The organism is Geovibrio thiophilus (assembly GCF_004087915.1).
GTDB classification, from domain to species: domain Bacteria; phylum Chrysiogenota; class Deferribacteres; order Deferribacterales; family Geovibrionaceae; genus Geovibrio; species Geovibrio thiophilus.
In genome coordinates, this window is sequence record NZ_CP035108.1 from 953,366 (window position 1) to 976,121 (window position 22,756).

Below are 22,756 nucleotides of genomic sequence, written 5' to 3' on the forward strand. Positions count from 1 at the left end.
AACAATGCTTTTCAGAGCACAAGGAGTTTGCAATGTCTGAAATATTAAGAAAGATGCCTCTGGTTTTGCTGGGCACCGTCTTAAATCTATACGGAGCTGTTTTTATTTCCGCTGCTGCCGCGGATTTTAATTATGCCTGTTCTGACTGCCATGAGAATATTAAGAGCGTTTTAACTGAAAAACACCCTGAGGTCGGACAGGGGGAATGCTTTCTCTGCCATACGGAAGGGGAAAACACTGTCCGATTAGGTAAAATAATACACGAAAAACATATAGCCGATATGGGAATATCCGAGGAAACATGTTTAGCATGCCATAAGCTTTCAGCAGACAATACAATAACCGTTAATAACACCGAGAATATAACTGTTGATAAATCCGACATAGCAGATGCCGCAGAAAAATTTGTTACTTTTTATGAGCCGGGAAAATTGGCAAACTCACATAAAAATGCCGGAGAGTATTGTCTTTCCTGCCATAAAACATTTGATATAGATGAATCGGAAAATATGTCTTCAAAGTGTATTGCCTGCCATGGCGATTACGAGGTAATGGCAAAAAAAACTGAATCATCAGCATTTATCCGTAACCCGCACAAGCACCATTATCAGAGTCTTGATTGTACTAAATGTCACATAGTCCATGATGATTTTACTGACTACTGTTTAAAATGCCATCAGTGGAATTTTACATGGCAGCAGAAGATAAAAAAATAACTTCCTCCTAAACCTTTATTGATTAAGGGCAGATCGTCCGCAGCGGTCTGCCCTTTGATTATTTATTGACAGAGTTTAGGGATACTTTATTCGGGTATATTGCTTCATAGGAAAAATACTCATCGGCGTTAAGAGAACGGACTACATTCAAAAAAGATAAATCACCCTGCCGGCAGAGGACAATTCTTGGTTAAATATAGTAATTGCTCTGATTTACGATCTTCCTTTTCTTTAATACTCTGAATACGGATACATTAGTAAGGAGGTATTGTAATGTTTAATTCTGCCAAAATAGTCTTTGCAGCATTTCTGACAGCAGTATTTATGAGCATCGCACCGTTCACCGCTTTTGCAACAGAGGGAGGCGGCGGCGCATACGGAAACGGTGCCGAAGATTCCATGTCTGGGAATGTCCCGGGTCCCGGATTCTGGTTTGTCAACTACATGAACTATTATCATTCGGATGAGTTTAAGGATAACAACGGTGATACTCTTTTAGGAAAAGATCAGTTTGAAGTGACAACTTTGGCGAACATTTTCCGATTCGCCTACACTTCAAATGTTCAAATTCTCGGGGGTAATTTAGGCGGTTACCTGCTTGTTCCTCTGGTTTATGCCGATGTTAAAACTCCGGTCGGCTCAGACACAAATGAGGGTCTGGGCGATATGACAATTTCCCCGTTCATTTCATGGCACACAAAAAACTTTCATTGGGCTGTTGCTTTTGACGTGACAACACCCACCGGTGATTATGATAAAGATGAAGTCGCCAACATTGGGCGCAATTATTTTACCTTTGAACCCCTTGTGGCATTTACTTACCTTGCCGACAACGGCTTTGAGTTTACCGGCAAGCTCATGTACGACATCAATACTGAAAACAATGATACTGATTACAAATCCGGTCAGGAACTCCACGCCGATTATTTTGCCGGTTATCATGCGGGTCCGTGGACATTCGGTCTGAATGGTTATCTTTATAAGCAAGTTACTGATGATGAACTGAACGGAAACGAGGTTAAGGATAACCGCGGTCAGATTATGGCGGCAGGACCTATGGTTTCATACTTTTTCAAAGGGCAGAGCATTGTTCTGAAATATCAGAAAGAGTTTGAAGCTGAAAACAAATCTGAAGGAGAAAAAGTTTGGTTAAAATACTTTGTGCATTTCTAGCACATTGAGCTTATTGATACACATCCTGTAGGAAGGCATAAGTCATGGGCAGTGTCATCCCGCGGTTCACCGCGGGGTGACGCTCTTTTGACAAACTATCTAAACAGAAAAAGTTATCGGTTAAAGAAGAATCCCTATTCAACCGTAAGAGTTTTGCCTAAATACAACTGGATGAATAATCCGTGAAAAAACAGTTATCCAACCTATTTCCTTAATGACAGAAAACACTAAAATTTAAACAGTGGTTTTCCCAAAATACGCAAAAGGAGTGGAGACGCCGTGAATGCACAATTCAAATCAACAATTTTACAGGATTTCAGAAAAACTGCGGCTAATCCTGTTAATGTTTCATTGCAGGAGTGGAAAAAAAGCGGCAGGAAGATAATCGGGTGTATGTATCATTACATACCCGAGGAAATTATTACTGCCGCCGGCATGCTTCCTTACCGCATGAAGGCTGTAGGAAGCAAAGGAACGGAATTGTCCGAGTCATGTTTCACACAGATAAACTGCGGCTTTGTCCGGCATCTTTTTGATTCCGGAGTAAGAGGAGAACTCGGTTTCATTGACGGACTGGTATCTGTCAATAACTGTGATCATATAAGACGGTTTTATGAAAACTGGCAGAAAAAAATTAAAACTCCTTATATGCACTTTATGCCGTTTCCTAAGAAAAGCGGCAGGGAGCAGGCAGAGGTGTACCGCAAGGAGCTTGCAGACTTCAAGAACAGCCTTGAAAAACATTTTAATGTTCAAATTACTGATACTAAGCTTAAAAAAGCTATAGAGCTTCATAATGAAACCCGCCGTCTTCAAAGAGAGCTGTATGAACTCAGAAAAAAGAAAAACCCCCCGATCACCGGTGCGGATGTACATGCGGTTATGGTTGCATCTTCCTCAATGCCTAAAGAAAAATATAATACAATGCTCACAGGTCTTTTGGAGGAACTCTATACGGGTGAAGGTATATCTGACTACTCTGAACGTATTATGGTTGTCGGCGGCGAACTGGATGACCCGAAGTTTATAGAGGTGATTGAAAGCCAAGGATGTCTCGTTGTTGCAGATTCCCTCGGATACGGTTACAGAGCCATAGCGGAAGATGTGGATACTGACATTGAACCTCTTACTGCTCTCGCGGAATATCATGTGCTTAAACGTCCTGCATGCCCCAGAATATTCGGAACTACATTCAACAGAAACGATTTTGTAAGGCACATCGCTGAAGAGTTTAAGGTTGACGGCGTTATTTCGGTACGTCTGCCTCTTTGCGACGAGTGGTCATTCGAGCAAGTTAACCTCATAGGATACTTGAAAAAACATGGCATACCCCACCTTACTCTTGACATTGATTACATTCTGAGCAGCACGGGACAGATAAAAACAAGGAGTCAGGCGTTTCTTGAAACAATCTCAGGAACAAAGCATGGGCGTTAGAAGGATAGTAACAGATTTTATTAATCCATTTCGGAGGCAAAAAATGACAACAAAACCTATAAGAGGGCTTGAACGTTATTATGAATACAGAGAGCGCTGGAAAGCGATAATATCTGATATGGAAAAGTCTCCAGTTCCTAATCCTGCTCTTCTTGCTCTTTTCAGGCTCTTTCTGGAAAATGATGAGAAAACGATTGATTGCGCTGAAAATAACAAGCCTTTTCTCTCAAGCTGGTACGGCAATGCGCCGGAGATTTATGCTGCCATGGGAATACATTATATCTGTGTTGTGGATAACCTGCTTGCACATCAATCTTTTACAGATGACCTAGCCGGAATCGACGCAAATATTGTACCGGATGATATGTGCGGACTGATTAAACTCGGAGCCTACGCAGTTGAAAAAGGGCTGGTTCCCACTCCCACAGGAATGATTGCTATGCTTGAACCGTGTGATGCCCAGTCTGTTCTCCATGAGTCGTGGATTAACAACGACGCATGGAAAGATGTGCCGTATTTCGCGCTTGATCCCGCATACAGAAGCGGAAAAGAGGATTTTGAGTACTTTGTCGGTGAACTGAGGAGAATGATTGCGTTTCTGGAAAACCTTACCGGAATCAAGCTTGACTGGAACAGGCTTCGTGAAGTGATCGAAGAAACCAACAAGCAATATGAAATATGGGATGAATATAACCAGCTCAGGAGAGCCGTTCCATGTCCCGGCGGTTCTTTTCAGGGTTCAGGTATAGGCTGGGCAATTTCTCAGCATATTATGGCAGGCCACCCCGGGGCTACTGATCTGTTCAGAATGCTTCTTGCTGACGAGGAATCCAGATATAAAGCTAATAAAGGCTGGCTTGAGAAGGAAAACAGCAGAGTGCTGTGGGCGGATCTGATCGGAACAGTTAACGCTCCGATTGGAGAATGGCTTGAAAAAGAACACGGAACGGTCGTTGTTCAGGATTTTCAGGGCTATACTCCATATTCCCATATAGACACCTCGACAGAAGAAAGCATGCTGCTGGGATTGGCTAAGCGTAACCTTGCGGAAGTGCCTATGATCAGGCAGGCGCGGGGGAATGTGGATGTATTCATTGAGGATGTGATCAGGATAGTTGAAGATTACAAGATTGATTGTGTATTTTTCCCCGGTCATGTGGGACATAAGGATCAGTCTGCGTCTGTAGGCTTTTTGAGAGAAGCATGCAGGGAACTCGGAGTTCCTCTTCTGGTTTTGACCATGGATATTTTTGATCCGCGCTATTTGCCTATGGATAAATTCACACATATTGTCAATGAGTTTTTTGAGACTCATAAACTGGGCAAATTTAAATAAACTTATCTGAAAATTCAAGGATACCGCTGATCAGCAGAGATTGCTGATCAGCATAAAAAATTTGGAGAGGACGAATGTTTGTTGCGGGCATAGATTTAGGTTCAGCCACCGGAAAAGTTGTCATAATGGAGAACGACAGGGTAGCTTCAACCGTGGTGATACGTTCAACCGCAAGCCCTGAAAAAACTGCCGCATTAGCCATTGAGGAAGCTGCATCCAAAATAGGGCTGAAAGCTGTTTCTGATCTCGAATACATAGTCGGAACAGGCTACGGCAGAAGCGGTGTTTCGTTTATAACTGAAAATATCTCTGAGATAACCTGCCATGCAAAAGGTGCGCACTGGCTGAACCCGGGCATCAGAACCGTAATAGATGTCGGTGGTCAGGATTGTAAAGTTATTTCTGTGAACGCTGACGGTAAGGTTATTGAGTTTGCTATGAATGATAAGTGCGCAGCGGGAACAGGCAAGTTTTTTGAAGCAATGGCGAGAACACTTGACTGTTCTTTGGATGAATTTGCTGCACTGGCATTGAGATCAGGAAATCCATGCTCAATCACAAAACAGTGCAGTGTATTTGCGGAATCAGAAGTTATTACCCTCATAAATAACGGAGAAAGGCAGGAAGACATAGCCGGCGGGCTTATTGATTCAATTGTCCGCAGGCTGCTTTCAATGATTTACCGTGTCGGAGCTGTTCCTCAAGTCGTTCTTACGGGCGGATGCGCAAGAAACATGGCACTCGTGAAAAGTCTGGAAGTCAGTCTGGGTATTCCCGTTATAAGAACAAAAGAGGATCCGCAGATTACCGGCGCTTTAGGCGCGGCTTTATTTGCTCAGGCAAAGGCTTTGATACAAAATAAATAAAATGTGCGGTGGATTGTGTCAGATTTCGACCATTATATAAACTGTGTTTCATCTTTAATCAGTGAGTTTGTGTCAGAAGGGAAAAACTGCAAGATTCTCTCCTGCGATGCTGAAAACAGCCATGCGCTTTTGCAGATCAAATCAGAAAAAAGGGCGGGCTCGGGTCTTGTAATGAAGTCTGAAACATTTCTTGAGCTGGGCGGACCTGTTTCAGGCTCGTGCAATCTGTCTCTTTATTCCATAAATGAACAGTTGGTCAAGGACGGCAGAATCCGTCTTATCGGACCGGATGTTCATGAATGCAGCGGAGAGAGTTCTTTCGGACAGATTGTTATTGTCGCAGGGAAAAAATTGACGGATGAGGATTATCTTGATTTGCAGAGATCTGTATACACAGGAGAACAAATAGAAGGTTATATGATGAAAAGTACAACTGGACATATTTGGTCAAGAATAAGCAGGGATGCCGCTGCAAAAGGTTTTGATTTTAAGTTTCTCGGAACCGCACTGGTCAATATCATAAAATTAAAAATGCCATCTGTTGCTTCTGCTGAGATAGTCTTTGTCACTTCTTCAAAAAAAGATATTGAGAAACTTAATCAGATAAAGATGAAAGTTTCTGAAATTTATCAGCAAATCAAAGAGAAAAAATGGAAGCAGAGGGGGGTTGATATTTATCAGTGTGCTTTTCATGGAAACTGCAGCTCCTGTAAGGATAAACCGATTTGCGATGAAGTTAACAGAATTTCCAGCGCAAGAAAAAAAGTTGTGTAAATTGTGTGCGGGAATATTAGGAGTAAATAATGAAATCTGATAAAGAATTACTTTGCAGGAATACAAGAATCTATGCCGTCTGCGGTAAAGGCGGTGTGGGGAAAACCGCTTTTACCGCCTTACTTACAAGAGCATTGGCTGAAAGAAAATCTACGGGAAGACTTTTAGTGATAGACGCTGATCCTGCATTAGGACTTGCCAATGCTTTGGGCATTAAAATCTCAAAAACAATCGGACAGGTGAGAGAAGCTGTTATTCAAACAGCAAAGGACGGCATTGAAACGGAAATTCAGGAAATGGCCGGTATGTTGGACTATTTGCTGCTTGAAACACTTGTTGAAGGAAACGGTTTTGCTCTTTTGGCTATGGGGCGCTCTGAGTCAATGGGCTGCTATTGCTCAGTGAATAATCTTTTACGAGATGCGATAAACGAACTATCTGATAAGTTTGACACAATCTTGATAGATGGGGAGGCAGGTCTGGAACAGATAAACAGGCAGGTTGTTGAAACGCTTGATTATCTCATTATTCTTTCAGATTCATCGGCTAGGGGGCTACAGACAGTCGGTCTTATAAAAAAAATGACAGAAGAAGATAAAGTGATTTCATGCAAAAGCATCGGGCTGGTTTTCAACAGAGTGAATAGTATTAACGAAATGCTCCGCCGTACCGCAAATGAAATTGGTATAAATATTCTTGGAGTAATTCCAAACAGCGAACAACTGGCTGATTTTGATATGCGCAGCATTGCTTTGACAGGTTTGCCCAAGCATAATGAGGCGTATGAGGCAATCGACACTATACTTGAGCAGCTTATCAATAGAGCGAATTTTTAAAACAGATGTGCATGTCTATACGATTTACTGCAATGTATAAAAAGATGGGAGAAGGATGGATATCCCAGCAGAAACCAATCACCATCTTCTGCGCAGTTTTCAAATTTCTTGAGCTATGCCTTTGTATAGATTAATTTTTTGCCATACTCCATGATGGAGCGGTTCATGACCGATTTCTTATTTTTGTAACCTTACGAATTGCACTGTTAAGTGATTTTATTGCATTGTGGCATAAGTTGTTGGGTATTTCATCTGGTCGTCAAACGAGAGAAAACAGAGTAATGGAGGCGGCGGTTCCATTATATTGGATTTTGCTGTCCGAAAATGGATTTTAAATTAGTGTAAGTTATTGTTGAATATTAATTGATGATTTTTACTCCGGTTTTCTGATTATCCATATCCGGACAGATTTTCCCATATTTTAGGCACCGTTTTGGGCACTAAATTTTGCCCCTGAAAATCAAAACTGCAAAAACGATATGTCCGTTTTCGGACTTGGAATCCATGTCTGGACACAGTTTTATATATCATTTTCATTCCTTAAAGTCCATATCCGGATTGCGGTTCGATTTCTAGATGCGAAATCAAATTCTGAGATATGATTCTGATATGCGGTGAAAACAGATATTAAATACCGCATAGTGTACGGTGAATAACTGTTGCTTTTGCGGTGAATAATAGTTATATTTACATTAAAATTTGCGGTGAATATTATGTGGATATATGAGCAGAGCGATTGGCCTCACTTCAAATGGAATGCAGAAGCTTTAGCATACAAGCTTGCTGATATTCGTTACAGACAAGGACTTCTTCTTGGAAAGATGGCTGGGATCGGGTTTGATTTAAAGCAGGAGGCAAGCTTAAAAACTTTGACCAGTGATATTGTAACTTCTTCGGCAATTGAAGGTGAACTCCTCAACCGGGAAGAAGTACGTTCATCTATTGCACGCAGGCTTGGAATCGATATTGCAGGGCTTGTTCCTGCCAGCAGGAATATCGATGGTTTTGTGGAAATGATGATTGATGCTACCCATAATTTTTCTCGAGATTTAACTGAAGAAAGACTTTTTGCATGGCATTCTGCATTGTTTCCTACCGGTCGAAGCGGAATGTACAAAATTGCTGTCGGACAGTGGCGAACACCAGAGTCTGGTGCAATGCAGGTTGTTTCCGGTGCAGTAGGACGTGAAAAGATACATTTCGAAGCCCCACATGCAGATAAAATTTCTGACGAAATGGTTGCTTTCTTAAATTGGTTCAATTCTGATACCACTCTTGATCCCATCATAAAAGCAGGAGTTGCCCATCTTTGGTTTGTTACCATTCATCCTTTTGAAGACGGCAACGGCCGCATAGCCCGTGCTATTACTGACATGCTTCTTGCCCGTGCAGATGGTATTTCTGAGCGTTTTTACAGTCTTTCAAGCCAGATTGAGGCAGAGCGTAAAGACTACTATTTTCAGCTTGAGCGCCAACAGAAGGGAGCTACTGATGTAACCGGATGGCTTGAGTGGTTTCTGGGCTGTCTTGGCCGTGCCTTGGAGCGTGCTGAGGATAATTTGAAGTCCATTATTTACAAAACAGAACTGTGGAATCATTTCAAGCAGTTTTCAGTTAATGAGCGTCAGCGGATGATAATTAATTTAATGCTTGACGACAGCTTTGAAGGATATATGAACACCTCAAAATATGCTAAGCTCGCCAAATGTTCCAATGATACGGCTTTGAGAGACATTCAGGAGTTGAAGGCTTACGGTGTGTTTATCCAAAACATTGCAGGTGGGCGGAGCACAAGCTACCGTTTGCGGGATCCTGTGTAGTTGGGAGAAAATGTGCACATGAAAATAAAATTCAGGGCATGGTTTACCGGTGATATTGAGTTGGGTAAAACTCTCAAATTCATCTGGTGCAAGACAGAAGGGGATATAAGGCTTGTAATGGAAAATGATGAAGAGATTTCTTATTCGCTTGAGATGGTTCTTCTTGATGACGATTGGATAAAGGAGCTGTTTGTCGGGTTAAAGGACATAAACGGTAAAGAAATCTACGAAGGTGACATCGTTCGCTTTAATCAGTCGGGAGAGATCTTTGAGGTAAAATATGACGGACAGGCTTTTTATCTTGATAATTTAAATATATCTGAAATAATAGGCAACATACATGAAGAGGGGGCTGGATTAAGATAAAATATTTATCCTCTATAGACGATATTTGGCAATTATCCTTTTTGAGGTATATTTAAGGTATATCCTCTAAGGATGATAATTATGCAAGATCAGGTTATAACACCTGCAAGAAGTCTTTGTCAGCCTGTTGAAGCATTTCGTGAGAAAAAAAGGGCTTACGCAAAAGGCATTGGCGGATCTGGTCGGTGTCAAGCAGTCAAGTGTTTCCAATATAGAAAGTAGTTCTTCATAGTTGATGCAAAACCAATAATCTTTTGATTTCTTAGCATATCTCCGAAAGCTTCTAAATTTATTTTTCTTAAAAAAATCTACGCCTCTTCCGTATCTGGAAAACTCTCATGTTATCGTTTCTAAAATCAGGGAGGCAGGAATGAAAACCGAAGAACTCTTTGAAAGAATATTCAAGGCTCTTGAAAGTAAATATAACGACGACAATAGGTTTGAAGACAACATAAAGTTCAAACTTGAAGAGGCTGTTCTGGACAGTAAATCGGAATATGAGCTGAAAGCCATTTTGGAGAAATTCAGCTTAAAATAAAAGAAGGAAGTTATGAGTGCATTAAAATACTTTATACTTGGTGCAATAACCGGCGTGGTTGGAATTGGTGCTGCAGCATTGATAAGTGAGAAGGTGAGCGGAGACGGACTCTCTTATGTAAACGATTCATAGGAGAAATTGTTGACTACATAAAATGATTTAGGACAAAAATCGTTCTGAATTACATTAAGTGAAATAGTCACGACTTAATCTTTCACATAATGGTTTAACAAGCGGTGAGCCATAAGTTATCCTCTATGGGTTCGGGCAGAACACATAGGAGGAAATAACAATGACTCACCAAGAAAAACTTATCAGAAATAAGCTCGGTTTACTAGAGCTTGGTTCCTATCTCAAGAATGTATCAGAAGCTTGCAGAGTAATGGGCTACAGCAGAGACACATTCTATCGTGTAAAGAATGCCTATGATAACGGCGGGGTAGACGCTTTAGTTGAACAAACCCGCCGGAAACCTAACACCAAGAACAGAGTTCCTGAAGAAGTTGAAGCTACTGTATTGGAGTTTACCCTTGAAGAGCCGTCTTATGGTCAGAAGAGAGCCAGTGACGAGCTTAGGAAGCGTGGAACGTTTATCTCTGCTGGCGGTATACGCTGTGTCTGGCTCAGACATGGTCTGGAGACCTTTAATAAGCGTCTTCATGCTTTAGAAGAACATGTTGCAAAGACTGGTGCTGTGCTCACAGAGAAGCAGCTTGAAACTCTTGAAAGAGCCAAAGAGGAGAAGATTGCCTGGGGCGAGATTGAGACTGAGCATGTTGGTTACCTTGGAGCTCAGGATACTTTCTACGTTGGCACGATGAAAGGTGTCGGCAGGATTTATCAACAGACCTTCATAGATACCTATTCGGCTGTAGGCTTTGCGAAGCTCTATAACACCAAGCAGCCGATCAACTCAGCTGATATGCTCAATGACAGAGTTATACCTTTTTTTGAGTCCTACGGCGTACCTCTGCTAAGAGTTCTGACTGATCGTGGAACCGAGTACTGTGGTAAAGCTGATGCTCACGATTTCCAGTTGTTCTTAGCCCTAAATGACATCGAACACACTAAAACCAAGGCTAAGAGCCCTCAGACGAATGGCATCTGTGAGAGATTCAACAAAACGATTCTGGATGAATTTTACAAAGTCGCTTTCAGAAAGAAAATCTATCACAGCATAGAAGAGCTTCAGATTGACCTTGATGAATGGCTACATAAGTACAATTACGACAGAACTCATCAGGGCAAACGCTGCCAAGGCAGAACTCCTATGGAAACATTTACGGAGAATCTTTCGTTGGCAAAGGAAAAAATATTGGGTATGAATAGAGAAGAACTGACACTTATCAGTTAACTGACACCGAACCTCAAGAGGGTAACTGTCAGATTATGTCGTGGTCAGCACACATTAAGTCAAATACTAGTTCAAAGCTTATTTAAGTAAACAACACTTTTTATATTTTTTACCACTACCACAGAGACATGGATTATTTCTACCAGTCTTTTCTTTTCCTTTAGTATTTTGCTTGTCTGGATTTATTAAATTTAAGTTTGATAAAGACATAGATCTATAGTTCATGGAATCCGAATAAACATATGAATATTCTAAAGTAATACAAAATCTGATATTTAAATTTTCATCAATACATGCCCCATAATAATCATGCAATTTTTGTTTATATTTCCTTTTTTCACAGTGGTTTTTTAAGAATTCTAGAGCTTCTTTAGCACTTCCATTATTACAGTGAATTGTTAAGCCAAATGAATCATTGACGATTGTGCAATCATGCTGTCGCCCAGTTCTCATTGTGTCTTTAGCCATATTTTCAATATAACCACTCAGTTCTAAAACAGATTCTTCACTTAAATCTAGAAGAGCTTCTCCAAACTTAATTGTTGCTGGGTCACTATTATACTTAATCTGGGAAATAAGTTTACCAAAAGACGTGTCTTTTTGTCTTGTCAAGATACCTTCTGGAGTCTCTTTTGCAGGCGCACCTGTACGCCTCGCTAACATTGCAATATCTAAATCTTGTGCAATACTATCAACTAATATAATTCGACCTTGTCCTTCTGGAAAAGAAAGATTGTACTGCAAATGGTAACTTAAAATAGCATGTTCATGGGTTGCTCTTAAGGATTTTATGTAACTTAAACGTTTTTTCAGAAAATCCGTAAAATACAAAGGATTATCCAAAAATTCGCATAATATATCGAAAAAGAAGATATCCAAAACATAAGGAGGATGGACAATGCTACTTGTTTCATATTTTAAGAAATGGGTTGCTTGTACAGAGAGTGCAGGATAGTGAGAAGAAGTTGAGCAAATAATGAATATCTCATTAATCTTGTGCTTTAGTTCGATACTATTTCTTTCAGAGTCGAGCATGTAATTACTATTTCACAGGTGGTACCCATCTTTAGTACAGTTTTTAGACTGAAATAAGGTGGAAACTCTCAGTCATTTTATCATCTTTTTTCCAGATTTGAATCTCTAATCCGTTATAAGCTTCATATGGCGTTCTGTCGCCCAGAGAAGAATGCGGTCTTCCTGTATTGTAGAAATTTATCCAGTCCGCCAGTCCTCGTTTCAGCTCGTGTCCGTTATCAAACGCATGGAGATAGACAAAGCTATATTTCAATGTCCGCCAGATACGCTCAATCATGACATTATCCATCCAACGCCCCTTGCCGTCCATAGAGACCTTAATCCCTGCATCTTTAAGGGTTTGCGTAAATTCATAGCTGGTAAACTGACTCCCCTGATCAGTATTAAAGATTTCAGGTGTTCCGTACTTTTCAAGGGCTTCCTCAAGCGCAGCCACGCAGAAATCAGAATCAAGGCTGTTTGAAAGTCTCCAACTGAGAACTTTTCTGCTGTACCAATCCATAATAGCCACCAGATAGAGGAATCCTCTTCTCATTGGTATGTAGGTAATATCCGAGCACCAAACTTGATTAGGGCGGTTTATATCAATATCTCTAAGCAGATACGGATATGTCTTATGCTCCGGATGTGGAACACTGGTCTTGGGCTTCTGATAAACAGCAGCTATGCCCATCTTCTTCATAAGCCTGCTGACACGCTTGCGGCTAACATTGTATCCATACCTTCTGATAAGCTTTGCCATCTGTCTGGAACCAAAGTCAGGTGTCGCCATAAACTGCTTATCTATTATGCGCATGAGTTCAAGATTCAACGCCGACTCGCCTGACTCTTGATAGTAATAGCAGGAGCGGCTGATGCCCAAAAGCTCGCACTGACTGCTGATGGACAGGCTGCTTTTTACGTTATCGATCATAAGCTTCCTCCGGGATATGCTTACCGTTTCCCGAAGGCTCGCTGCAAAAAATCACGTTCCACCGTCAGCTGGCCTATTTTTGCGTGAAGATCCTTTATCTCAGACTCTGTTCGCTCTTCAGACTTGCAGGGCTTGTTGGCAAAGATTGATGCCATACCCTCTATGGCTTCTTTCTTCCACTTGGAAATCTGGTTCGGGTGAACATTATACTTGGCTGATAATTCTGATAAAGTCAGCTCTTCTCGAAGAGCTTCAAGAGCTACTTTCGATTTAAACTCCGCTGAGTAACGGGTACGTTTGGCCTTTGACATCGCATGGTCCTCCAATATGCTTTTTACACCTTAGCATACTGTACAGATTTTGGGGACCACCTCTTTCTAAGTAGCGCTTTAGCACAAATCAACCCTTGATCGTAAGCATCTTGAACAGCTTTTTTAAAATCAGTTCGTAAAGTGTTATCATTGCATTTCTGAGCCTCTAAAGTTAAGCCCTTTGATTTCGTCTGTACAATAAATATTCTGTCAGAATATTGAACTAATATGTCTATTTCGCCTAATCTGTTGCTTGGAGAAGAATATATATCTATATTTTTGTAAACATTTTTACTTCCGAATATTTGAGATAGCTTATTAAATACAAACTCTTCTGTAAAACGACCTCTATTTTCAACAGCAATATCTCTGTATCCTTTGTCTTTCATCATCCAGTAGAAAGGTGATTCATAAATAGCCTGATAAAGTGATGTGCTATCGAAGCTTAGATATTCATCAGAACTAATTTGTATTATAGGTTTTGCTTGAATCATATTAAAATCGTGTAACTCATTAAAAGAATTATTTCTTTTTGTATCATCTACTGAAAATAGTTTCATGAAACTTTGAACAGTATTTTTCTCAAGCTTAGATTGTTTAGCGATGTCAGAAACATTGAATTTAAAAAGGTTTATCAGAAAGTTCCCATCTATTAAAGCTTTTGAAGATTTAATTTTATCTGAGAGAGTGGAATTGATATTTTCTAAAACTCTATCAGAAATGGCTTTACAAATACTCACACAATTCTGAATAGAAAGCCCACAAGTTTTCTCAAGCCAATTATTATCATTCTGATATTTCTCAATAGCAAACTCATGAAATTGGAAATTGTGTGCTGACATGCCACAGTAAAATATGACTTCACGAAAAAAGCTATTTGGAAATTCATCTGATGTTTTTACAGGGATCCCTTCACTTGGTAAGCTACCAAATAGTTCATCTCGAATAGTCAAGCACATAGAATCATGTAATTCTCTTAAAAGTTCTTCTGTTTTATCAATGTAAGATTGTACTCTTGCAGGTGTAATTTTTTGAGTATTGATTCCTTTTTTTATCGCAAACCCTAAGATGGTCTTAATTTCTGTGTCAATTAGATTCTTACGTGAATAACGTTCAGAGACTTCATCAGAGCCAATTTTTTCTGTATAGTAAATATATCCGGTTTCTAAACAAAAATGCGCAACAGCATTTAGATAACCATCTTGAATGCACAGCTCCTTTAATTCGGCTATTATATGTTCCTCAGTCCTCATGAATTCACCTATCAATTTAGAACAAAATTTGTTCTAAATTGTGCAACTCCGAAATATCCATAAAACTGGGAGTAATTTCTTATTCGTGTAATTTATAAATTTCTGATTTGTGTTTATTCCTATTAGTATTAGAATGTTCTGGTTCTCCTATATTTTCAAGTCTGCTCACCGATGGTTCAGTCAATCTTGAACTAATATTATAGAACGGATATTGACCATTGATTTCTGGATGTAAGGTCGCGGCAACTTCAACGTCTGAAGTAGAAATATATTTTCCAGACCATTCTTGTATATAGTGTTTTAACATAAAACGTTTAGTGGTTTGACTCTTATTTTTCTTTTGCGCATCTAACCATTCATAGGCAATTTTTATACAATCATTGTGCTCATGTGATATATTATCAGGATAAATGTATTTTGTTCTTTTTTTAGCCTCATTAATTTCTCTATCAGTAAGATTATTCATGAGATATTACTCCCCAATTCTAATGTGGATTTAGTTCCTTGGACTATAGCATACAAAGGTTTCTTTGTTGACTAGTTCCATCTAGGTCAACATAACTAGACCTTTATGCTTTTTTAGGTCTGCACTTATTCCCTCAGAATATCTTTACACGGTTAATTTTACTTTTTGATTATTTTAGATCACAAAACCGTAATAATTCAATAGCTAAACTCATCAATATGCAACGGATTAGTAATTTTCCACACTCTGCGGGTTCATAAGGCTAAAATGATGGTCTTGCGTAAGATGCTCTGATGGCTCTTCCTGCGGAGCATTTGTGGTTGAGAAGTAAATCTAAGAAGTGAACATTACTGAGAAGTACTTCTAGATGAGCGATTTCTATATTAGTTGGCGGTTTTTCTTTAAATTCAGCGATATAGTCTTCCCATATTTTTTTGAATTGTTTAATTTGTTCCTGAAGATGCTCGTCTTTCAAGTAGTCTAGGTTGTCTTGCTCAATCGCATTCAGCAACCGCCATGAAAAACCGGAAACAAGGTCATAAGTTCGTCTCTGGTGTTTTTTATGAGTTCAGACTCTTCAGTAAGTTGCTTAATCAGCTGCCTTAAAGCGGCATTTCCCTCTCGAAGTCTTTTCAATTACCTCCTGTTAAACATTGCTACTTCCTGACCATACCCTGAAAGTTCTCAATACTCCTTACTAACCCTTCTTTTATTTCAGGTAGAGAGAGGATAGGATTAATTGTAGTTCCAGATTCCTTTCTTTTCTATAAGTTTATCTCCAAAGAAAAAGGAAAATACGGAGAGTAAAATAAATATTATAATTAGGCACTTATTTTGATTTATTATTGCAATATTTTTTGTCAAAAGAGCTAGCCCTTCAAGTAAAAGTAAACTAATAAATACAATTAGTGCACGTTGTGCTCTTTGCACATAGAATAGACGTTCAGAGTTAGGTTGTATTGAATTTTGTAACTCCCAGAGCTTGCTCGAAATGATCATTTTCATTGCATTTAGTCTATCTTCTTTCTGAAACTCAAAAACGTTATCAGCAACGATTTGTAATCGGCTTTGTGAACTTATGCTTTTTATTGAATACCAGACAGATTTCAAAAGCCAAAGTGCTGATACAGCGTATATTAGTGTGAAGAGTGCATTATTTGAACTAGTGACGTCTGGTAATTTATCAGAAAAGAAGACTAAAAATGCAGAAGCAGCACCTGATGCTGTTAAAATTATATTAGCTCTATTTTCGGCGGATTCTCCTCTTAGTCTTTCTTTTTCAATTCTTTGGTCAAGAAATTCACCGCATAAAGTGAGAACTTCTTGACTTTCTGATGTTAATTTTTTTTTTAAACTTTCAATTGTTTCCATTGCTTAATTCCCTTCAGCACAACAGAGTGTCAATTAAAGCATCACGTATTGGGTGCTTCACAGCCTGCTCAAGCCAAGCCCATTGACCGTTTGGGTTGAGCTCTAAAAAATAGTAACGCCCATCTCTTGCCTTAATCATATCAATCGCAGAATATTTGAGTTTGAAATGTTGTGTCAGTCTTTGGCATTTAGACTCTATAGCAGGAGGTAAAACGATTTTTTCTTGCCTTAATTCGATATTAAAATGATCTGCCAATCGCCAATCAATAGATGTTTCATGATAATCTTGAGAATAAATGGCTGTCGAAAAAACGGTATTGCCTACGACAGTAATTCTTATATCAAACTCTTTTTCTATTTTTTCCTGAAATATCATAGGAATATAGGCATAGTTTTCGATAGTATCTATATATTTTTGGTCGATCATTTGAGTTCCGGCTATTTTTGCTTCGACACCATTAAATAAAAAACCATTTTTAACAGCCTTAGCTATTATATTCGAGGCATTTTCTTTGTAAAACTTTCGTATTATCTCTTGGTTAGCAGATATACATGTACTGGGAATGTTTAGACCAATGTCGACTGCTAGCTTTAACTGTTCAGGCTTGTTACTTGCTCTCAGAATATTGTGAGGAGCATTTAGCCAGATATCGTCACTTATATTGCGCCATAATGATTTTAAAGATTCTCCAACTTCTCTGTTTGCAAATTCTTTTTCATTATCCATTACATCAACTTGTGGAAGACGTGGTTGTCGGATATAGGCCCCTGTGATTTCGGAAACAGAAATTGGTGACCTATTAGAAAAAGTAATTTGAGAGGACGCTGATTGAGAATTAATAAAGAAATGCACTTCCCATTTAGAAAGGTATTCTTCAGTGTTTATTCTAACGAAAGGAATATCTCTTTCATAAAGGCGATATACTAGATAATCAGTTGCAATATCATTTTTATTGGAAACTATTAAAAGCAAAATTCAGCCTCAGGATCTGGATCATCATCTGATGGAGCAACGAATGTCTTTGATTGTGTTACTAAACTGATTAAATTTAGGTAATTTTGTTCTGTGTAAATTATATTATTTTTGTATTCTGTACATGGTTCTTTTGGAGCTATTACTGCTTTTGACAGTAGAAAAGTCGGCTTTATTTTGTTGTTGCTCATGATGCCATCTTTAAAAGCAAAATTCAGCATCTGGATCAGGATCATCATCTCCAGGGAATGCTTCTGTCTTTGAACCTGTTATGATTGACGATATTAAACAAACAGGTGTAATTTCTTTGTGTTCATTTGCTATTGTGTTAAACTGCAAACTCTCATTGAATACCCACTGGGTTGTTGAATATGCAGGGTTGACTTCTTTTGCCTGACTGAGTAAATAGCTTCGTTTTTCCATTTGAACTCCTTTTTAGTGCGTAGCCATTATTGGTTTATACGAATGCAATTATAAACATATTCACAGATTATAGCATAGGAAGAGTAGTGTCAATGTGGATTTGTTTTCGTTTTGTAGACACTTTAAAAGCATATTAGATTGATGCAGGTCATTATATATTGTTTTCAAAGTGATAATAACTTATAAAAAAGGTATAATTGATATTTAATACTGCAGGAGAAGACGGTATGTATCTTCAAAAAATTACTATCAAAAACTATCGGTGTTTTCAGAACTTCTCCATGGAATTTCAGAAAGGACTTAATGTTATTATTGGTGCAAATAACTCTGGTAAAACAGGATTACTCTACGCAATTAGACTCCTAAAAGATCCCTCAGTATATGTGGATGATTTTAATAAAAATGACCTATTAGAATTTAATAATAAATACCGTAATGAGGCTCCTCAAATAGAGGTTACATACACTATTCGCCATTTGATATTGGAGAGTGACACGGAAGATGAAAGCATTATCCGGCTATTGCCATTCCTGGGGATGGATAATCTGAACGAGACTTTAACTGAAGAGAATGGAGTATATCAGTATGATGTTACAGCTGTAATAAAAGCGGTTTGTTCGCTTGATGTTAAGGTTCTTGGCGATTATAAAAGTGCGATTTCTGACATTACAGATTTTAACGGATTTGTGACCGTGCTAAAATCATTTATCTCTCGTTATTCATGGTCATATTATAACGGAACAAACGATACGGTTGCAGACAGAAAAGACGCTTTGGGAATATTTGACATTCGCTTTATTGGTGCTGAAAGAACGAGCGAAGCTGTTAGTAAAGAAACACGCCGTGAGATAGATAAATTTGCAAAAGACCAGAACAACATTACAGCTTTAGAACAGTTAAAGTCAGACATATCAATTCAAATGAAAGATCTTTTGCAACCGGCTCTTGAGAAACTTTCACAACTTTTTGAAAATGAAAATAACGATATAGGTCTTACTCGCGGAAATGTTACGATATCCCATGATTTGCGCCCAAGCGTATCGGTTGGAGACGCTTATGTAACTGAGGTGCGAGATACTCATGCAGATTATAATATTCCATTGGATTACAATGGATTAGGATATAACAACTTAATCAGTATATACATGCTCATAAAATTGATGGAAATACGCAAAGGAAGAGATTTCCGGATTCTATGTCTAGAGGAGCCTGAGGCTCACCTGCACCCTGCGATGCAGTATAAACTTTTCAAATATCTGCGTAAACTGGACGAAACAGACAAGCTCAATCAACAAATTTTTGTAACCACGCATTCAAGCAATATTTCTGCAGTTGCCGGTATTGACAATATGTATATGCTAGCACATGAACGTGTGAATGGGCAATCAAACTGTAAACAGCAGAGCTTGGCGGTTCATTTTGCTACGAAGCCAGATGCAAAAATACATCTGACAAAGTTTCTCGATGTTACCCGATCTGACATGCTTTTTGCTGACAAAGTGATATTGGTTGAAGGCATAGCCGAAAAACTACTGCTGCCGTTATTTATGGAAAAATGCGGTTGTCCGTATGAAGATGAACATATTTCAGTCGTTGAGATTGGAGGCAAGCATTTTGGTCACTTTGTCGAGCTTTTTAACGGCAACGCAGTAAGCAAAAAAGTGCTTTGCATCACTGATAGAGATTTCCGATGGCGAGATGACGGTGCTATACAATGTTATTCAGAGTATGAAAATGGCACAACTTCGCACATTGAGGACTTAAAAGAAGGCTTTCCGATCAATAACTTTCAAATATATACCCAAAATCTCGGAGGACGAACGTTTGAAGATGAGCTTTTTTTCACAAACTTAGATAATACTGCTGTTGGGAAGGCATTGTTCAAACTCGTGGCGAGTCCAAGTGTTTCGAGTTTTGCTGATACATACGGTTTTGATTATGCTGTGTGGAATAATATCGAAAAACACAAAGAGATAGACGGACGTTCTCGACCTTTGATTACGAAACTGTTAGATGAATTTAACACTGTAATTACTTCTGATAATTCTAAAGAGGATTTTTATAAGCGTTTATTTTTCGCTGAACTATTTCTCTATTATGCCGAAGCCAAAAAAGGTGATACTGCACTGAATATTCTGACTGATACTGCAATCTCTAACAATCTTATTGTGCCGAAATATATTAAGGATGGACTAATATGGCTGTTGAAATAACTTCCGGCGATATTTTTGCTAATGAGCAACTCAATAAACACGCCAAGATTTATGCTGGCCCAGGTGCAGGTAAAACACATTTCTTGGTTGAAAATGTAAAACATATTGTAACAACTTACCCACTAGTGGCACAGAGCCATCAACGAAAGGTACTATGTGTAACTTATACTAATGCTGCGGTTGATGAAATAAAGCGTCGCTTAGATAGATATGCCGATTCTGTGGAAGTGTATACGATTCATGGTTTTATTATTGAACATATCATCAATCCATTTCAACAGGATTTAAGGCAAATAATGCAAGACGATTTTGGAATAATCGTAAGCGAAAAGGGTCAAATTACTTCACAAGTAGAAGGTTTGGGAATATTGCATGGCGTCGATAAAGATGAAATATTCCAATATATTCTTGATATCACTGATGAAACAAACAAACCAGAGTACAGCAAAAAAATTATGGGGGATGTCTGTATCGATATTGGTACTTACAACAGCGATCCCGATGGATTTGCCTCAAAAAATATGAATAAAAAATTTCATGCATCGTCCCGAATAGCTGAAGAACATATATTGCCGATAAAAGAGTATGTCTGGTCAATCGTTAGAAAATTGACACATAACGAGATACTATATTTTGGGTATCGGATCCTCGAAAAGAATCATACTGCACTCTATGCAACAAGAGTCAGGTTTCCTTTTATTTTTGTTGATGAATTTCAGGATACGAACCCTCTGCAGACAAAACTGATTAAAATGATCGGTCATAAATCTACCGTGCTTGGCATCATAGGTGATTTAGCACAATCTATCTATAGCTTTCAAGGAGCTAAACCGTCGCAATTTGCAGGATTTGCACTAGAGAGCGATAGAGAACTAATTGAATATGTTGTCAATGGAAATAGACGGTCTACTGTTAACATTGTTAACTTTTGTAATTATCTTCGGCAATCTGACGCAAATGTATCGCAAATAAGCATAAAGACATATGCCGATGACACCGTAAGACAACAAACGGAATCTAAAAAAATTCACTTCATTATTGGAAGTGGTGATGCAGAGATGCGTCATATCGCACGAATTGTTGCTGATGGTGGTGTAGTATTGACAAGAACATGGGCAGCGGCATTCGAATATATCAATGAGGTGACACAACCTCAAGTTCAAAGCCTTCGCGAAATTTACAATAGTTATTATACTTCACCGATTGATATTCGACGAGACATCGAAGAACATGGTTATGTAACTTGGGTTAGAGCATTCAGATTTATCTTTAGTCTATGGAATGGATTTCGTACCGGTTCGTTTGTTGATGTATTACGAGCTATTTCGTATTACAGACCTATCGAGCCAAAGTTGATTACCCCAAAGTTAATTTCTCAAATCAAGAAGCTCTCTTCCTCTATCTTTGAAGCTCTTTCAGACTTCACAATTGATAAAACCACGGTAAATGTTATTGGAGATTTCAACACTAAAACTGCAGATCCACAGTTTTCGGAGATTATCAGCATTTTGGGTTCTGATTTCAAAATTCCTGTATTTGACGAAGCCGACCGAGAAGATTTGAAAAATAACGTGAGCAGTCTAAATTGGCAAACATCTTATAAACTGTTTACAGAAGTTTTCTCTGCAGGTAGCAAATATATGACTGTACACCAAGCTAAGGGGCTTGAATGGAAAAGCGTAGTTGTTAGTTTAAAACCAAACCCGCGGAGCAACATGGATAATATCACGCTTGAAAGAATGTTCTCAAACCCGCAGTTGTTAGCTGAAGATTCCGCGCAAGAATTTACTCGTATGTATTATGTTGCTTGTAGCCGTGCAAAAGAAGATTTATACATACATTTGCCCAGCGATTTTAACCAATCCATCATTGAAAGCGCTTTGAATAGTTTCTCAATAAAAAGTGGACATAATATTGATTATGAATTCCTATAAAAACAGGATAAGCGGTATAACGAAATCTTATGTTCTGAGCGATTAAAATCATGAGAAAACCAAAAGGCAAGATTAGAAAAAGAATCTATTATGACTTTAAAGCGTTAGACTGGTCTGCATCCCATAATTTTGGTATTAATTACTATTTTGAAGATAAAGGTAGCGAAAGAGTGGGATGTAACTCATCTCTTAATATCTCATGCCAAATTATTTCACCCCAAATAAAAAACATAAACTATTGCAATATGGTTTTGTTTGCATCCTTTGAGTTTGAAAAACATCTTTCTCAAGATACTCTTACAGGCAAAGTTAATCACATTGGCTTTATACAAAAGCAGCGAGGTAAAGATCATATTACCTTCTATGTATCTTTACCTTTATATATATTCAACAGTCTTCATGCCTTATTGGGATTTAATAAAACAACTAAGTTTTCCGTTTTTGCTGATGAACTCAGATATGGCACAGGCTCTATTTATTACGTTTCTTTTAATGAAAATGAGTATGAAAGTACTGACTGAACTTAACGGTTCTCGGTGAAAGTTTTCTGTTCTATTTTTGCAATTATCTATAATGTTACTCTGAAAAAATTTATCCTTTATAAACCATATTTGACAATTATCCTTTTAAGGGTATATTTAGGATATA

Annotated in this window: 23 protein-coding genes; 15 read left to right on the forward strand and 8 right to left on the reverse strand. The window is 38.6% G+C overall.

Features of this window, described 5'->3' with window-relative positions:
* Window positions 1-32: 32 nt before the first annotated feature.
* From EP073_RS04425 to EP073_RS04475, 12 genes are all read left to right on the forward strand, one after another.
* Window positions 33-716, forward strand: a complete 684-nt coding sequence (locus EP073_RS04425) for a cytochrome c3 family protein (RefSeq protein ID WP_128465967.1) — start codon at window positions 33-35, stop codon at window positions 714-716.
* 273 nt (window positions 717-989) lie between these two features.
* Window positions 990-1,889, forward strand: a complete 900-nt coding sequence (locus tag EP073_RS04430; RefSeq protein ID WP_128465968.1) for a SphA family protein — start codon at window positions 990-992, stop codon at window positions 1,887-1,889.
* A gap of 279 nt (window positions 1,890-2,168) precedes the next feature.
* Window positions 2,169-3,326, forward strand: a complete 1,158-nt coding sequence (locus EP073_RS04435) for a 2-hydroxyacyl-CoA dehydratase subunit D (protein ID WP_128465969.1) — start codon at window positions 2,169-2,171, stop codon at window positions 3,324-3,326.
* Window positions 3,327-3,369: 43 nt separating this feature from the next.
* A complete protein-coding gene (locus tag EP073_RS04440) occupies window positions 3,370-4,662 on the forward strand; it encodes a 2-hydroxyacyl-CoA dehydratase family protein (protein ID WP_128465970.1) in 1,293 nt (430 codons plus the stop codon).
* A 74-nt stretch (window positions 4,663-4,736) separates the two neighbouring features.
* Window positions 4,737-5,528, forward strand: a complete 792-nt coding sequence (locus EP073_RS04445) for an acyl-CoA dehydratase activase (protein WP_128465971.1) — start codon at window positions 4,737-4,739, stop codon at window positions 5,526-5,528.
* A gap of 171 nt (window positions 5,529-5,699) precedes the next feature.
* Window positions 5,700-6,302: a carbon monoxide dehydrogenase gene (locus EP073_RS04450; RefSeq protein ID WP_128465972.1), complete on the forward strand. Its 603-nt coding sequence runs from the start codon at window positions 5,700-5,702 to the stop codon at window positions 6,300-6,302.
* A 29-nt stretch (window positions 6,303-6,331) separates the two neighbouring features.
* Window positions 6,332-7,138: an ATP-binding protein gene (locus EP073_RS04455; protein WP_128465973.1), complete on the forward strand. Its 807-nt coding sequence runs from the start codon at window positions 6,332-6,334 to the stop codon at window positions 7,136-7,138.
* Window positions 7,139-7,851: 713 nt separating this feature from the next.
* Window positions 7,852-8,958, forward strand: coding sequence for a Fic family protein (locus tag EP073_RS04460; RefSeq protein ID WP_128465974.1), 1,107 nt, complete (start codon window positions 7,852-7,854; stop codon window positions 8,956-8,958).
* A gap of 18 nt (window positions 8,959-8,976) precedes the next feature.
* A complete protein-coding gene (locus tag EP073_RS04465; protein WP_128465975.1) occupies window positions 8,977-9,324 on the forward strand; it encodes a YopX family protein in 348 nt (115 codons plus the stop codon).
* 127 nt (window positions 9,325-9,451) lie between these two features.
* Entirely contained in the window at window positions 9,452-9,556 is a 105-nt protein-coding gene (locus EP073_RS14175) for a helix-turn-helix domain-containing protein (RefSeq protein WP_164885271.1), read from the forward strand.
* Window positions 9,557-9,694: 138 nt separating this feature from the next.
* On the forward strand, window positions 9,695-9,862 hold the full coding sequence (locus EP073_RS13815; RefSeq protein WP_164885272.1) for a hypothetical protein: 168 nt from the start codon (window positions 9,695-9,697) through the stop codon (window positions 9,860-9,862).
* 292 nt (window positions 9,863-10,154) lie between these two features.
* On the forward strand, window positions 10,155-11,216 hold the full coding sequence (locus EP073_RS04475; protein WP_128465976.1) for an IS481 family transposase: 1,062 nt from the start codon (window positions 10,155-10,157) through the stop codon (window positions 11,214-11,216).
* A 78-nt stretch (window positions 11,217-11,294) separates the two neighbouring features.
* On the opposite strand, the gene EP073_RS04480 is transcribed toward EP073_RS04475, so the two are convergent.
* From EP073_RS04480 to EP073_RS04515, 8 genes are all read right to left on the reverse strand, one after another.
* On the reverse strand, window positions 11,295-12,251 hold the full coding sequence (locus EP073_RS04480) for an SEC-C metal-binding domain-containing protein (RefSeq protein WP_128465977.1): 957 nt from the start codon (window positions 12,249-12,251) through the stop codon (window positions 11,295-11,297).
* 43 nt (window positions 12,252-12,294) lie between these two features.
* A protein-coding gene (locus EP073_RS04485; protein WP_430654678.1) for an IS3 family transposase occupies window positions 12,295-13,475 on the reverse strand; the annotation gives its coding sequence in 2 pieces (ribosomal slippage) (window positions 12,295-13,194 and window positions 13,197-13,475; 1,179 coding nt in all).
* 23 nt (window positions 13,476-13,498) lie between these two features.
* Window positions 13,499-14,728, reverse strand: coding sequence for a nuclease-related domain-containing protein (locus tag EP073_RS04490; RefSeq protein WP_128465978.1), 1,230 nt, complete (start codon window positions 14,726-14,728; stop codon window positions 13,499-13,501).
* A 79-nt stretch (window positions 14,729-14,807) separates the two neighbouring features.
* The gene (locus tag EP073_RS04495) at window positions 14,808-15,194 is read right to left on the reverse strand and encodes a hypothetical protein (RefSeq protein WP_128465979.1); all 387 of its coding nucleotides are present in this window, start codon (window positions 15,192-15,194) and stop codon (window positions 14,808-14,810) included.
* A gap of 735 nt (window positions 15,195-15,929) precedes the next feature.
* Window positions 15,930-16,565 (reverse strand): hypothetical protein, encoded by a 636-nt coding sequence (locus EP073_RS04500; RefSeq protein ID WP_128465980.1) that lies wholly within the window; start codon window positions 16,563-16,565, stop codon window positions 15,930-15,932.
* 13 nt (window positions 16,566-16,578) lie between these two features.
* Window positions 16,579-17,538 (reverse strand): MvdC/MvdD family ATP grasp protein, encoded by a 960-nt coding sequence (locus EP073_RS04505; protein ID WP_128465981.1) that lies wholly within the window; start codon window positions 17,536-17,538, stop codon window positions 16,579-16,581.
* Window positions 17,529-17,729 (reverse strand): hypothetical protein, encoded by a 201-nt coding sequence (locus EP073_RS04510; protein ID WP_128465982.1) that lies wholly within the window; start codon window positions 17,727-17,729, stop codon window positions 17,529-17,531. Before EP073_RS04510 ends, EP073_RS04505 begins: the two co-directional genes overlap by 10 nt.
* A gap of 10 nt (window positions 17,730-17,739) precedes the next feature.
* Window positions 17,740-17,961, reverse strand: a complete 222-nt coding sequence (locus EP073_RS04515; RefSeq protein WP_128465983.1) for a hypothetical protein — start codon at window positions 17,959-17,961, stop codon at window positions 17,740-17,742.
* Between the two features lie 227 nt (window positions 17,962-18,188).
* Between EP073_RS04515 and EP073_RS04520 the strand changes: the two genes are divergently transcribed.
* From EP073_RS04520 to EP073_RS04530, 3 genes are read left to right on the forward strand one after another with little or no spacing between them, the layout of a single operon-like run.
* Window positions 18,189-20,174, forward strand: coding sequence for an ATP-dependent nuclease (locus EP073_RS04520; RefSeq protein WP_128465984.1), 1,986 nt, complete (start codon window positions 18,189-18,191; stop codon window positions 20,172-20,174).
* Window positions 20,159-22,108, forward strand: coding sequence for a UvrD-helicase domain-containing protein (locus EP073_RS04525; protein ID WP_128465985.1), 1,950 nt, complete (start codon window positions 20,159-20,161; stop codon window positions 22,106-22,108). The genes EP073_RS04520 and EP073_RS04525 overlap by 16 nt, the downstream gene beginning before the upstream one ends.
* A 50-nt stretch (window positions 22,109-22,158) precedes the next feature.
* Complete coding sequence (locus EP073_RS04530; protein ID WP_128465986.1) at window positions 22,159-22,629, forward strand: hypothetical protein; 471 nt, start codon at window positions 22,159-22,161, stop codon at window positions 22,627-22,629.
* The last annotated feature ends 127 nt before the right edge of the window (window positions 22,630-22,756 follow it).